Genomic DNA, 12,841 nt, shown 5'->3' with positions numbered 1-12,841 from the left:
CGGGTCAGACCTCGACCGGTTCGCCGGTCGCCAGGTCGACCACCGAGATGGCCTCCATCGGGCACGACGCGACGGCGTCGAGGACGGCCTCGTCGGGGTCGACGTCCGTGGTCAGCGGGTGGGCGCGGCCCGCGACGTCGTCGAGCTCGAACCGCTCGGGCGCGATGCCGACGCAGCTGCCGGAAGCGATGCACGTGTTCGCCACGGTGATCCGCCACATGGGACCAACCTATCGAACTCCGCCACTGTCCGTCGTCCCTTACCCAAACGGCAATTTCCGAACGCTATCGCTCATGATTTCAACAACGCATTGAAAGACTCGAACTTCTATGCGTAACCTGTGCGTCGAAAGCCCCGCCACCGCCTCGGGAAGGTGCAGGCAATGACCACGACCTACCCCGTCACCGTCCCGTTCCGGACCGGCCGCGCCGCCGAGGGGCCGCTCATCTGGGGCCAGCTCGCCATCTGGAACGTCCTGCGCTGGCTCCCGCCCGACGACACCACCCTCAACCTGCTCGTCGAGGTCCCCGTCCCGCCCGGGCGCGACCTGCCGGCCGTGCTCGCCGCGCTCCGGACGCTCGTCGAGCGGCACGACTCGCTGCACACCGTGTACGACGACGGGCCCGTCCAGCGCGTCGTCGGCGCGGGCGAGATCCCGCTCCGGGTCCACGAGCTCGGCGACCGCGGCCTGGCCGAGGCCTCCGCCGAGCTTGGCGAGGTCCTGCGCGCCGGGCGGTTCGACCTGGCCGCCGACCTGCCCCTGCGGGTCGCCGTGCTGGTGCGCGACGGCGCGCCGCAGACGGTCCTGCTCGCGGCCAGCCACATGGCCGTCGACGGCTGGAGCTTCAGCATCGTCCGCGGCGACCTGGCCAACCTGCTGGCCGACCCGCCGGTCGTCGTCGAGCCGGGCCAGCAGCCCCTCGAACGCGGGGAGTACGAGCGGTCGCCCGTCGGGCAGCGCCGCGCGGCGAAGGCGCTGCAGTACTGGGAGAAACACCTCGCGACCATCCCGCCCAGCATGATCGGGAGCATCCGCGACGGCCGCCCGCCGAACCTCGACTGGGGCCTGATCCAGTCGCCGGCGCTGGCCCTGGCCGTCAACGACCTCGCCGCCCGCCACGGCGTGCCGCCGGCGACCGTGCTGCTCGGGGCGAGCACGCTGGGGCTGGCCGCGTACACCGGCGAGCAGGAGGGCGCCCTGCGCACGATCGTGTCGACCCGGTTCCGGCCGGCGAGCCGGGGCGTGGTGGCCGCCTTCAACCAGAACGCGCTCTTCCGCCTGGACTGCGACCCCGAGCGCCACCGCGACGAGACGGTCGAGCGGCTGCTGCGCCGGTCGGCGGACGCGGCGCTGACGGCGTACGCGCACTGCGAGTACGACCCGCGGGACCTCGACGCGATGTTCACCGACGTGGCGGCGCGCCGCGGCATCACGCCGGACGGCTACTGCTTCTTCAACGACACCCGCTACACCCTCGCCGACCGTTCGGCGATGCACGCGGCCCTGCCGGCCGCCGAACTGGCCGAGCGGATTCAAGCGGCCCTGCCGGCGACGAAGCTGCGCTCGCCGGTGATCGACCGCCGGCCGATGCACGCCAACTTCTTCCTGTTCCTCATGGACCTGGGCGACACGGCCGAGCTGATGCTGTGCGTCGAGCACGGCTTCCTGGGCCGCCGCGGCCCGCTCGGCTTCCTCGCCGACCTGGAGCGCCTGACGGTCCGTGCGGCGCTGGACGAGCAGGCCACGACGGCGGCCCTGTACACGGCGGCCCGCTGACCCACCCGCCCACGCCCACCCAGCACCGCCCCACTCAGCGCTCGCGCGCCCAGCGCGGCCCCGCCCAGCGCGACCCCGCCCAGCGTGGCCCAGCGCGGCCCCGCTCAGCGCCGCCCGGCACGAGCACAGACGTTGGTCGATCTACCCTCGAAATCCGAGATCAACATGCGGGTAGATCGACCAACGTCTGTGGATTCGGCCGCGCTCCATGATCAAGGGAAGGATTTGGCTGCCCGGGGACAGCCGGAAGTCGCCCTCGATCATGGAACCCACCCGGCAGCCTCCAACCCGCCCCACCGGCCGTCGTGCCGAGCTGCGCGGTTCGGACCCGGCGGGCGACGGGCGGCGATCGGCCAACCGGCAAATCCGGACAGCCGGTGCGACGGGTGAAATCCCGGGTGAATACGCTCCGGAGGGCTCCGCAGACCGGCGGGGCTGCCGCCGAGTCGCATGCGCGAGCCGGGGACCCATCGTGTCCTGTTTGGGGTGAATCCGCGCGCACCGAGCGCGGTAGGGGCGACTGTTCCGTTCCGAATCCGTCAGCTAACCCGGTAGGCGGCCGATGGAGGGAACAGTATGGCCAAACCTCCGTGGATCGTCGCTGCCGTGTGCGCGCTGGCGATCCTGCTGACACCGACCGCCGCCTCCGCCGCGCCGACGCCCGGCGACGAGGGCGGCACCGCCGAGCTCATGCAGAAGCTCGACTCGGCGAACCGGGCGTACATCGACGCGCAGAACGCACTCACCGCGTCCCAGCAGCGCCAGGCCGGGCTCTCGGCCCAGCAGGCGGAGCTGGAACCGCGGTACAACAAGCTGCGCGACGAGACGCAGTCCATCACCGTCGCCGCGTACCAGAACGGGGGCGGGCTGCGCAGCGCGTCCTCGCTGCTGGACAGCGCCAACCCGGGGATCTTCGCCGACAAGGTGAGCATCCTGGAGGTCATCGCGCGGCAGCACGCCCAGCAGCTCAAGGAGCTGTCGTCGCTGCGGGCACAGCTCGGCGGTACCAAGGCCACCATCGATGCCGAGGTGAGCAAGCAGCAGGCGCAGCTCGCGGTGATGGCGAAGCAGAAGACCGAGGTCGAGCAGGCGCTCACGGCCGCGCAGAACAAGGCGGCGCAGAAGGGCCTCGACACGGCGACCACCACGAGCGGCAACGCGCCGGCGATGAACGCCGAGCCGGCGCCGCGCCGGGCCGACGGGTCGTGGCCGGCCGAGTCGTGCAGCACCGACGACCCGACCACGACGGGCTGCCTGACCCCGCGCACGCTGCACGCGCTGCAGCAGGTGCAGAAGGCCGGGTTCAAGCGGTTCGTGTCGTGCTGGCGACCGCCGGGCGAGCCGTACGAGCACCCGAAGGGCCGGGCGTGCGACTTCGCGGCCGACACGAGCGGCTTCGGCGGGGTGGCGACCGGCGCGTCGAAGGAGTACGGCACGCAGCTGGCCACCTGGCTGGTGCGCAACGCCACCGCGCTCGGCGTCATGTACGTGATCTGGTTCCGCCAGATCTGGACCCCGGCCGCCGGCTGGCACGCATACAACAGCGGCAACGGCGACCCCAGCTCCGACCACACCAACCACGTCCACATGTCGATCTACTAGCTACGTCGGCACGACGCCGCGGAGGGCGTCCAGCAGGGCCTCCACCGCGGGCTGACCGGCCCGGCCCGCCGTCACGACCGCGTCGAGGCGGCGGGCCCCGGCCCCGGGCAGGTCGGTGACCCGCACCCGCGACCGGTCGACGGCCCGCAGCGCCAGGTCGGGCGCGATCGACGCCCCGTGCCCGGCCGCGACCAGGGCGAACACCGCCGGGTAGTCGACGCAGATGTGCACCCGCCGCGGCGTGAAGCCGCGCTCCCGGGCCAGCCGCTCCAGCACCTGTCCCGTGGTCGACGACGGCGGGCCGGCGATCCACGGCCGCTCCGCCAGGTCGCCGTAGCCGCTCACCGGCGGCCAGCCGACGGGCACCAGGACCCGGTATGGGTCCTCGGCGAGCGGCACCACCGAGACCTGGCGCCGGGTCTCCAGGCCGAGGCCGGCGTCCCGCTCGGTGATCGTCACGTCGAGCCCGCCGAGCCGCAGCTCGCGCAGTGCGGGCTCGCCCTCCAGCTCGGTGATCGAGCAGACGACATCCGGGTGGTCCCGGGCCAGGCCGGCCATCGCCGGGATGAGCAGGTGCTGGATCACCGTCGAGAACGCGGCGACCCGGACCCGGCCCGCGGCCCGGCCGGCCATCGCGGCCAGCTCCCGCTCGGCCTCGGCGAGCTGCTGCTCGATCGCCTCGGCCCGCGCGGCGAGGACCCGGCCGGCGGCGGTCAGCTCGGCGCGGCGGCCCGAGCGGTCGACCAGCGGCCGGCCGACGGCGTGCTCCAGCTGGGCGAGTTGCTGCGAGACGGCCGACGGCGTCACGTGCAGCGCCGCGGCCGCCCCGGCGAGGGTGCCCCGGCGGGCGATGGCGGCGAGCACGAGGAGCCGGCGCGGGTCGAGCTCCATGTTGAGCCTCGCTTAAGGTGTACTGTAGAAATCCTCGCTCGCACGTTAGCTGAACTGCATGCGACCATGCTCGGGTGAGCCTGCAACTCCTCGTGTCCGTGATCGGCTGGGCCGGCGCCGCCGCGCTGGTCGCCGCCTACGCTCTCGTCTCCGCCAAGCGCGTCGCCGGTGACGGCGTGACCTTCCAGGCGATGAACATCGCCGGCGCGTTCGCCCTCGCGCTGAACTCGGCCGTCAACGGCGCCTGGCCGTCGGCCGTGCTCAACGTCGTGTGGGTCGGTATCGGCGGGGTGGCGGTGTTCCGCCTGGCCCGCGCCCGTTCACAGCCGGCCTGAGTACCACGGCGTGCGCACCTTGTAGAAGACGAACTCGCCGGGCGCCGCACAGGCCACGTACTTGTGGCTCCAGGTGCACGAGTCGAGCCGGACGTCGAGGTCGCCGAGCTGGCGGGAGCGCGCGTTGCCGGCCTGGACGCCGGTCCACGGGAACGGCCCGGAGGCCGGCACCTCGAGCGGGAACAGCAGGTAGCTGCCCTCGTCGAGGCGGGCCGCCTGCGTGCCGGGCCAGCTGGTGACGATCTTCCCGGCGGCGTCGACGAGCGACGAGCGCTTCCCGTCGCCGGTGCCCTGCCGCAGCATCACCCGGTCGCCGACCGGCACCAGGTGCCCGGCGTGGTCGGCGGCGAGCCGGTAGTCGACCTTGCCCGTGCGGATGTCGAGCGCGGTGACGTGGTGCTCCTCCCCCACGCACACCCGCCGCTCGCCGCACACGGTGAGCAACGTCGGCCGCGACCCGGCCTCCGGCGACGACCAGCTCCACTGCGGCTTGCCGAGGGCGGTGCGGTCGTAGGCGCGCACCTGGCCGCTCACGCGGTCGGCCACGAAGACCTGCTCGTCGAAGGGGTACACCAGGTCGTCGGGGCCGGCCAGCCCGGTCGCGGCCGAGAGCGCCTTGCCGGTCGCGAGGCCGACCACCTCCAGGCCGCGGTCGGGGGTCGCCCGCACGATGTGCGGGTCGACGGTGAACGGCTCGTCGAGCTGCACCCCGTCGACCGAGGTCGGGACCTGCTGGCCGCTCCAGTTGTCGACCAGCCACCAGCTGCGCGGGCCGCCCGGCTGGTCGAGGGCGGCGATCTCCTTGCCCGTGCCGACGTCGGCGATCGTCAGCTTGTGGTCGCTGTCGCGATACCGCAGAAAGTATTTGCCGACGAGCACCCACACGTCGCGGACGGTCACCTCGAACGTCGCGAACGCGACCCCGTTGGACGCGTTGAGCAGCGTGACCGTGCGGAGGCCGTCCTTGTCGGGCCGGCTGGTGACCTCGACCGAGCCGCGGGCGCCGCGGAACGTGTCGACCTCGGTGAGCGAGGAGTTGACCCAGATCGGCTTGCCGGGCTCCTCGACGTCGACCGCCCGCAGGTCGAAGCGCCCGCCGCCGGTCGGGTGGCCGATGAAGGCGCGGCTGCCGTCGAGGTAGGCCCGGGTCGCGTCCGTCGTTCCCTGGCCGCCGGCCTCGTAGCCGACGGCCGACACGCGGGTGAGCCGGTCGAACGCATACGGCTGCTGGTTGAGCCGGTAGACGACCAGGCCGACGGCGAGGACGACGGCCAGCGCCAGCACGATCGCGACGGTCCAGCGGGCACGCCGGGACAGCCACAGTGACCGGCGCGGGCGCAGGTCGGCGGCAAGGGCGTGCGTGTGCACCCGCCGACCTTACCGTGCCGGGCTACGAGAAGCTGTTGGGGCCGAGCAGCGCCTTCAGGTCACCCTTGAGCGCGGTCGTGTTGTCCACCCGGTACGGCCCGAGGCGCAGCAGGGTGGCCCGGGAGCCATTGAGCAGCTTGACGTGGACCTCGGCCTTGCCGGGGTGGTTGACCAGGATCTCCTTGAGCCGGTCGACGAGCGGCGGGGTGCACCGATTGGCCGGCAGCGACAGCACGACCGGCCGGTTCTCCTCGGCGGTGCTCACGTCCGGGATGGACAGGTCCATCGCCATCAGCCGGGGCGTCTCGTCGCGCCGGTCCACCCGGCCCTTCACCACGACGATCGCGTCCTCGGCGATGTACTGGCCGACCAGCTCATACGTGTTGGGGAAGAACAGCGCCTCGACGGCGCCGCCCAGGTCCTCCAGCGTCGCCGACGCCCACGGCTTGCCCTGCTTGGTGATCCGCCGCTGCACGCCGGTGAGCATGCCGGCCAGGGTGATCACCGCGCCGTCGGGGACCGCGCCCTCCTCGGAGAGGCTGCTGATCGCGGTGTCCGCCGCCTTCGACAGCACCGACTCCAGACCGAACAGCGGGTGGTCGGACACGTACAGGCCGAGCATCTCCCGCTCGAAGGTGAGCAGCTCGCGCTTGTCCCACTCGATCTGCGGGATCGGCTGGGTCATCACCGCGCCCGCGCCGCCGCTCTCGTCGGCCGCGCCGAACGCGTCGCCGAACAGGTCGAACTGCCCGATGGCCTCGTTCTTCTTGATGTCGGCGTAGGCGTCGATGGCGTCGGCGTGGATCGCCAGCAGGCCGCGGCGCGGGTGGTCCATCGAGTCGAACGCGCCGGCCTTGATCAGGGATTCAACGGTCTTCTTGTTGCAGGCGACGGCGTCGACCTTGCTCAGGAAGTCGTGGAAGTCCTTGTACGGCGCGGCGCGGCGGCAGCGCACGATCGCGTCGACGACGTTGTGGCCGACGTTGCGCACGGCGGCGAGGCCGAAGCGGATGTTGTTGCCGACCGGGGTGAACGGGCCGGCCGACTCGTTGACGTCGGGCGGCAGCACCTCGATGCCCATGCGGCGGCACTCGGACAGGTACAGCGCCATCTTGTCCTTGTCGTCGCCGACGCTGGTCAGCAGGGCCGCCATGTACTCGGCCGGGTAGTTGGCCTTGAGCCAGGCGGTCCAGTACGACACCAGGCCGTAGCCGGCGGTGTGGGCCTTGTTGAAGGCGTAGTCGGCGAACGGCACGAGCACGTCCCAGAGCTTCTGGATCGCCTCGTCGGAATACCCGTTGCCGCGCATGCCGTCGCGGAACGGCACGAACTCCTTCTCCAGGACCTCCTTCTTCTTCTTGCCCATCGCCCGGCGCAGCAGGTCGGCCTGGCCGAGCGTGTAGCCGGCGAGCTTCTGCGCGGCGCGCTGGACCTGCTCCTGGTACACGATCAGCCCGTAGGTGGGGCCGAGGATCTCCTTGAGCGGCTCCTCCAGCTCCGGGTGGATCGGGATCATCTCCTGCTGCCCGTTCTTGCGCAGCGCGTAGTTCGTGTGGCTGTTGGCACCCATCGGACCGGGCCGGTACAGCGCCAGGACCGCCGAGATGTCCTCGAAGTTGTCGGGCTTCATCAGCCGCAGGAGGGACCGCATCGGGCCGCCGTCGAGCTGGAACACACCGAGCGTGTCGCCGCGGGCCAGCAGCTCGTAGGCCGCCTTGTCGTCGAGCGTCAGGGACAGCAGGTCGACCCTGCGGTTGTGGTTGCGCTCGATGTTCTTGACCGCGTCGTCGATGATCGTCAGGTTGCGCAGGCCGAGGAAGTCCATCTTCAGCAGGCCGAGCGTCTCGCAGGTCGGGTAGTCGAACTGCGTGATGATCGCCCCGTCGGCGTCGCGCCGCATCAGCGGGACGTGCTCGATGAGCGGCTCGGCGGACATGATGACCCCGGCGGCGTGCACACCGGTCTGCCGGATGAGGCCCTCGAGGCCCTTGGCGGTGTCGACGACCTTCTTGACGTCCGGGTCGCTGTCATACAGCTGGCGGAACTCCACCGCCTCGGAATAGCGCGGGTGGTTGGGGTCGAAGATGCCGGTGAGCGGGATGTCCTTGCCCATCACCGCGGGCGGCATGGCCTTGGTGATCCGGTCGCCGACCGCGAACGGGAAGCCGAGCACCCGCGCCGAGTCCTTGATGGCCGCCTTGGCCTTGATGGTACCGAAGGTGGCGATCTGGGCGACGCGGTCATCGCCCCACTTCTCGGTCACGTAGCGGATGACGTCGCCACGCCGGCGCTCGTCGAAGTCGATGTCGATGTCGGGCATCGAGATGCGGTCGGGGTTGAGGAACCGCTCGAAGATCAGGCCGTGCGGCAGGGGGTCGAGGTCGGTGATGCCCATCGCGTAGGCGACCAGGCTGCCGGCCGCGGAGCCACGCCCCGGCCCGACCGCGATGCCCTCGTTCTTGGCCCACAGGATGAAGTCGGAGACGACGAGGAAGTAGGCCGGGAAGCCCATCTTCACGATCATGTCGGCCTCGTACTCGGCCTGCTGGCGGTGCTCCTCGTCATAGCCGTTCGGGAAGCGCCGCTGCATGCCCCGCCAGACCTCGGCCCGGAAGAACGACTCCTCCGTCTCGCCCTCGGGCACCGGGAACCGGGGCATGAGGTTGCGCGACTCGAACATGCCGCTCGTGTCGACCTTCTCGGCGACGAGCAGCGTGTTGCGACACCCCTGCTGCCACAGGTCGGACGTGTCCACGGCGCGCATCTCGTCGGCCGACTTGAGGTAGTAGCCCGAGCCGCCGAACTTGAACCGGTTGGGGTCGTTGACGTTCGACGCGGTCTGCACGCAGAGCAGCACGTCGTGCGCCTCGGCCTGGGTCTCGTGCGTGTAGTGCGAGTCGTTCGTCACGACCGGCGGGATGCCGAGCCGCTTGCTGATCTCGGTGAGGCCCTCGCGCACGCGCCGCTCGATGTCGAGCCCGTGGTCCATGACCTCGAGGAAGTAGTTCTCCTTGCCGAAGATGTCCTGGTACTTCGCGGCGGCCTTGAGCGCCTCGTCGAACTGGTCGAGCCGCAGCCGGGTCTGCACCTCGCCCGACGGGCAGCCGGTCGTGGCCATCAGGCCCTCGGCGTGCTCGGCGATGATCTCGGCGTCCATCCGCGGCCACTTGACGAAGTGCCCCTCGATCGACGCTCGCGAGTTGAGCCGGAAGAGGTTGTGCAGGCCGGTCCGGTTGCGCGCCCAGATGGTCTTGTGCGTATACCCACCCGAGCCGGACACGTCGTCGTCCTTCTGGTCGGGCCGGCCCCAGCGGATGCGCTGCTTGGTGAGCCGCGACTCGGGTGCCACGTACGCCTCGACGCCCAGGATCGGCGTGACGCCGGCGGCCTTGGCCTTGGTGTAGAAGTCGTAGGCCCCGTGCATGTTCCCGTGGTCGGTGATCGCGACGGCGGGCATGCCGAGCCGGTTGGCCTCGGCGAACATCTCCTTGAGGCGGGCCGCCCCGTCGAGCATGGAGTACTCGGTGTGCACGTGGAGATGCACGAACGAGTCAGCCATGCTGCGCCTCCTGGAGTTGTGTCGGTTCCGGCTTCCCGGCGGACTACCCTATCGCCTCGTCAGGCCGGGCCGGCGAGCCCGACACGCACGTCACTCAACGCAGTTCGGCGGTCACGAGCAACCGCAGATAGGCGTCGACCCAGGCCGTGACGGCCGCCGCACCGGGGTCGGGCCCGAGCCCGTCACGGAACGCGAGCACGGCCCCCGCGGCCCGTGGTAAGCCCTCCCGGGCGAGGTCGTCCGCCGCGCCCGCGAGCCGGTCCCGGAACGCCCCCGGCAGGTGCGTCAGCCCCCGGTGCGGCACCTCGGCGAGCAGCCCGAGCGCCCCGTCGACAGCGTCGCCGGCCGGGCCACCGCCCACGACCGCCGGCCCGTTCCCCGCCCCGGCCAGGTCGGGCACCACGACCCCGCCCTCGACGGCGAACGCGAGCGGCTCGACGACGACCCCGCCCCCGGCCCGCCGGACGCTCCCGCTGACGAACCGCACCGCGCCGTCACGCAGCGTCCCCGCGATCGCGTCCAGCGCGCCCGGCGCGGCCGGGTGGTGCGTGGCCGTGATCGTCGCCGTGGCGCCCTGCTCGTCGGCGAACACGGCGGCGAGCCGCTGCGCCCCCGGCGAATACCAGATCTCCCGCACCTCGGCGACCGCCACGACCCGCACCAGCTCGGCCTCCACCCGCGGCCGCACGACCCGCGGCGGCAGCCGGTCCAGGTCCGCCGCGAGCGCTCGCAGATCCCGTACCACGAGCACGCCCGGCAGCCCCTCCCAGCGCCCCGCCGAGGCCGTCACCGTGGTCTTCGCCACCCGCGACTGCGCCAGCCGGACCCGCCGGCTCGCGCTGCGTACCGCCGACTCGGTGACGACGTTCCCGGCCGCGAGCTGCGCGAGCGACGCCCCGCCGACCCGCCGCCGCCCGAGCGCCGGCCCGTCCTCGTCCGTCTCCCACTCCCGCCGCAGCACCAGCACGGTCGCGCTGTCCGCGTGCGCGAAGAAGACGTCGACCCCGCGCCGCTCCTCCTGCCCCGGATCCCCGGCGCCCGACCACACCCGGCACCCGAGCGCGTCGAGCCGGGCCCGCCGCATCGGCGTCTCGGCCGCCTCCTCGGTCCCGAGCACCCGCGCCCGCGGGCTCCCGCCGTTGTTGCGGACCGCCCGGTGCCGCGCGTGCAGCTCGGCGACCAGCCCCGCCACGTCCTCGGCCCGGTAGCGCGTGCTCCGCCCCCGGTACGCCGCCAGCTGCTCGGCCAGCTCCACCACGGCCAGCAGCGGCCACCGCAGCCCGGCCCGGTCGAGCCCTTGGCGCACCCGCGCGACCGCGGCGTCGACCCCGCCCCCGAGCTGCACGGCCCCGCCGAGCAGCACGTCGTCGGCCAGCCCGACGGCGGCTTCGAGCGCCGCGTCCGCGCCGCCGTCGAGCGTCGCGTCGCCGGCGGTCCCCCCGACCTCGACCTGCACGTCGGTGGCGGCGTTGTCGTCGACGCTGCCCGCCCCGGCGGCGGCGCCCTCGTCGGCGGCGCCCTCGTCGGCGGCGCCCTCGTCGGCGGCGCCCTCGTCGGCGGCGCCCTCGTCGGCGGCCCTGAACGCCCAGACGGCGAGCGCCAGCACGTCGTCCCGGGCCCCGGCCGCCGCGTCGGTGTGCACGAACCCGAGATCGTGCGGCACCAGGAACCGCACGGTGGCCGTGGCCAGCTCGACCCGCGGCACGGGGTCGGCGAGCGACGGGCGGTGCACCCGGGCCACGTACCCGGCCCGGAACACCCGCCGAGCCGCGTTGAGCAACCGGACCCCGATCCGCTCCTCCAGCATCGCGTCCGTGAACGCGCCGGGCGACCACGCCACGAAGCCCTGGGCTGCCTCACGCTCGGGCACACCGCCGGCGTGCGCCGCCACCTCGTCCCCGCCGGCGCGCGGCGCCGGCTCCTCCCCGGCCGCCCCGCCCTCGGGCGCGGTGAGCTGGGCCGCGCCGCGCTGGTATGCCAGGACCAGGCCGAGGACGTGCCGGCAGACCCCGGACGCCCCGCAGGTACACACGCCCCGATCGAGACCGCCGGCCGGCAGCCGCGCCACCGGCCCGTCCGGGAACTCCCCGCTCACGGTCCCGTCCGCGCCGACCTCGATCCGCGGCGGCGCCGCCTCCGCCTCGCGGGCCGCTCGCTTCACCAAACCCCGGTTGCTCAGCGCCGCCAATGCGTCCGGCGTCAGCGCCAACAGGTCGTCCCGCGTGGTCACAGCCACCTCATCCGCCCACCTGTTCGGCCACGAAGGCGGCCAGTTCGCCCGGGGTCATGGCGCCCACGGCGGCTCCAACGTCGGCCAGGCGCTGGGCCGTCTGGCGATCGAAGTCCGCAGCGGCCTCCTCGTCCAGCGCGGCCAGGCACAGCACCTTCGTGCCCTGCTCGACCAGCTCGTGGACCAGCCGCACGAGCCGGCCGGGGTCGCCGCCCTCGTAGAAGTCGCTGATCAGGGCGACGATCGTGCGGCGGGGCTGCTCGATCAGCTGGGCGCCGAACGCGACCGCGCGGGCGATGTCGGTGCCCCCGCCGAGCTGGACCCGCATCAGCAGCTCCACCGGGTCGTCGATGTCGCTGGTCAGGTCCACGACGTCGGTGTCGAAGGCGACCAGGTGCGTGCGCACGCCCGGCAGGCCCCACAGGCACGCGGCGGTGACGGCCGAGTGGATGACCGAGCCGGTCATCGAGCCCGACTGGTCCACCAGCAGGATCACCTGCCAGCGGTCGAGGTGGCGGCGGGTGCGGGCGACGAAGTACGGCGTCTCGACGTACACCTTGCGCTCCTGCGGCCGGTAGTGCGCGAGGTTCTCCCGCAGGGTCCGGCGGATGTCGAAGTTGCGGGCGACCCGGAACCGGCTGGGGTTGCGCGACCGGGCCCCGCTGAACGCCTGCCGCACCTCGGTCGCGAGCCGCTCGACGAGGTCCCGCACGACCGCCTCGACGATCCGCCGGGCGAGCCGCAGCACCTCGGGATCCATCAGGTGCCTGGTGCGCAGCACCGCCTTGAGCAGCGTCGGGTTCGGCTCGATGCGCGCCAGCACGGCCGGGTCGGTGACCACGTCGTGGATCTGGTACCGCTCGACGGCGTCGCGCTGCAGCCGCTCCACCGTCTCGCGCGGGAACAGGCGGGTGATCCCGTCGAGCCAGTCGACGGTGGTGACGACGGACGGGCCGTCGCCGCCGTGCCGCGAGCGGACGCCGCGGCTGCGCTGCTCCTCGTCGCGCCCGTACAGCCAGTCGAGCGCGGCGTCGCGGGCCGCCGCCTCGGCGCCGAGCGGCTGCCCGGCCATCGCGCCC

Annotated in this window: 9 protein-coding genes and 1 riboswitch; of the genes, 3 read left to right on the top strand and 6 right to left on the bottom strand. The window is 72.8% G+C overall.

Annotated features, from left to right (window positions below; all coding sequences use genetic code 11):
- Positions 1-4 precede the first annotated feature (4 nt).
- The gene (locus tag IEZ31_RS03690) at positions 5-220 is read right to left on the bottom strand and encodes a ferredoxin (protein WP_190248264.1); all 216 of its coding nucleotides are present in this window, start codon (positions 218-220) and stop codon (positions 5-7) included.
- Between the two features lie 162 nt (positions 221-382).
- Between IEZ31_RS03690 and IEZ31_RS03685 the strand changes: the two genes are divergently transcribed.
- Together IEZ31_RS03685 and IEZ31_RS03680 are read left to right on the top strand one after the other, a co-directional pair.
- Positions 383-1,777, top strand: coding sequence for a condensation domain-containing protein (locus tag IEZ31_RS03685; protein WP_190248263.1), 1,395 nt, complete (start codon positions 383-385; stop codon positions 1,775-1,777).
- A gap of 429 nt (positions 1,778-2,206) precedes the next feature.
- Positions 2,207-2,350: riboswitch (cyclic di-AMP (ydaO/yuaA leader) on the top strand.
- A 3-nt stretch (positions 2,351-2,353) separates the two neighbouring features.
- Positions 2,354-3,379 (top strand): coiled-coil domain-containing protein, encoded by a 1,026-nt coding sequence (locus IEZ31_RS03680; RefSeq protein WP_190248262.1) that lies wholly within the window; start codon positions 2,354-2,356, stop codon positions 3,377-3,379.
- Here IEZ31_RS03680 and IEZ31_RS03675 read toward each other — a convergent pair whose 3' ends face one another.
- Complete coding sequence (locus IEZ31_RS03675) at positions 3,380-4,270, bottom strand: LysR substrate-binding domain-containing protein (protein WP_190248261.1); 891 nt, start codon at positions 4,268-4,270, stop codon at positions 3,380-3,382.
- Between the two features lie 74 nt (positions 4,271-4,344).
- Here IEZ31_RS03675 and IEZ31_RS03670 point away from each other — a divergent pair, with 74 nt between their 5' ends.
- Entirely contained in the window at positions 4,345-4,605 is a 261-nt protein-coding gene (locus IEZ31_RS03670) for a CBU_0592 family membrane protein (protein ID WP_229834097.1), read from the top strand.
- Here the strand turns inward: IEZ31_RS03670 and IEZ31_RS03665 are convergent.
- The 4 genes from IEZ31_RS03665 to IEZ31_RS03650 form a co-directional block, all read right to left on the bottom strand.
- A complete protein-coding gene (locus IEZ31_RS03665) occupies positions 4,591-5,973 on the bottom strand; it encodes a hypothetical protein (protein ID WP_190248260.1) in 1,383 nt (460 codons plus the stop codon). The genes IEZ31_RS03670 and IEZ31_RS03665 overlap by 15 nt on opposite strands.
- 22 nt (positions 5,974-5,995) lie before the next feature.
- Positions 5,996-9,532, bottom strand: coding sequence for a DNA polymerase III subunit alpha (gene dnaE / locus IEZ31_RS03660; RefSeq protein ID WP_190248259.1), 3,537 nt, complete (start codon positions 9,530-9,532; stop codon positions 5,996-5,998).
- Between the two features lie 94 nt (positions 9,533-9,626).
- The gene (locus tag IEZ31_RS03655; RefSeq protein ID WP_190248258.1) at positions 9,627-11,768 is read right to left on the bottom strand and encodes a YehQ family protein; all 2,142 of its coding nucleotides are present in this window, start codon (positions 11,766-11,768) and stop codon (positions 9,627-9,629) included.
- Between the two features lies 1 nt (position 11,769).
- On the bottom strand, positions 11,770-12,834 hold the full coding sequence (locus tag IEZ31_RS03650) for a VWA domain-containing protein (RefSeq protein WP_190248365.1): 1,065 nt from the start codon (positions 12,832-12,834) through the stop codon (positions 11,770-11,772).
- Between the last annotated feature and the right edge of the window lie 7 nt (positions 12,835-12,841).

Source organism: Dactylosporangium sucinum, assembly GCF_014647515.1.
GTDB lineage: Bacteria > Actinomycetota > Actinomycetes > Mycobacteriales > Micromonosporaceae > Dactylosporangium > Dactylosporangium sucinum.
This window is presented reverse-complemented; position numbering and strand designations above follow the sequence as displayed.

Coding starts and splice junctions, on each gene's coding strand:
- IEZ31_RS03690 (WP_190248264.1), bottom strand. CDS start 220: ATGTGGCGGATCACCGTGGCGAACACGTGCATCGCTTCCGGCAGCTGC.
- IEZ31_RS03685 (WP_190248263.1), top strand. CDS start 383: ATGACCACGACCTACCCCGTCACCGTCCCGTTCCGGACCGGCCGCGCC.
- IEZ31_RS03680 (WP_190248262.1), top strand. CDS start 2,354: ATGGCCAAACCTCCGTGGATCGTCGCTGCCGTGTGCGCGCTGGCGATC.
- IEZ31_RS03675 (WP_190248261.1), bottom strand. CDS start 4,270: ATGGAGCTCGACCCGCGCCGGCTCCTCGTGCTCGCCGCCATCGCCCGC.
- dnaE (WP_190248259.1), bottom strand. CDS start 9,532: ATGGCTGACTCGTTCGTGCATCTCCACGTGCACACCGAGTACTCCATG.
- IEZ31_RS03650 (WP_190248365.1), bottom strand. CDS start 12,834: ATGGCCGGGCAGCCGCTCGGCGCCGAGGCGGCGGCCCGCGACGCCGCG.